Source organism: Extibacter muris (assembly GCF_004345005.1).
In the GTDB taxonomy this organism is placed as follows: domain Bacteria; phylum Bacillota; class Clostridia; order Lachnospirales; family Lachnospiraceae; genus Extibacter; species Extibacter muris.
In genome coordinates this window covers 1-535 of sequence record NZ_SMMX01000101.1, presented here as the reverse complement: position 1 = coordinate 535, position 535 = coordinate 1, and the positions used below count along the sequence as shown (strand labels likewise).

The window sequence follows — 535 nt, the reverse complement described above, 5'->3', positions numbered from 1 at the left end:
TAACGGTAATCGTTTTTGTGCTTGAAGCACCCTTGCTGTCTGTTACTTTGTATGTAACTTCATAAACGCTAGCCTTGCTTGTATCTACGTTATTTTCTAAGACTTCGATTACTTTTGTAAGGTCGCCATCTTCTTTATCAGAAGCAGTAACACCCTCTAATGGATTGAATGTATCGCCAACTGTCAATGTCTTATCACTGGCATTGATTGTTGGAATTGCGTTTAATTCTTCCATTTTTGGATTGACTGTCAATGTAACTTCAATATCTGTTACAGTATTATAATTAGTCGTATCTTTTGGCGTATATGTCACTTTGAATGTATTTGTTCCAGCACTGCCAACAGAAGTTGTTGTATCGTCCTGCCACGCAAAGCTCTCTGGAAGTGTTACGTCTGCAAGGGTCTGTCCAACAATAGCTGTCAAGTTAGTTGGTACTTCATAAGTCGGCATTGCCTTGCTGATTGTAAACTCTTTCCAGTCAGTTTCTGTACTCTTATAAGTATCATTTTCCTCAACGATTGCTTTCACTTGATA

1 protein-coding gene is annotated in these 535 nt (G+C 38.3%); it reads right to left on the bottom strand.

Annotated elements, in window-relative coordinates; translation table 11 throughout:
* Window positions 1-535 (bottom strand): immunoglobulin-like domain-containing protein (locus E1963_RS21155; protein WP_132281731.1); only part of this gene is annotated, 535 nt, incomplete at both ends.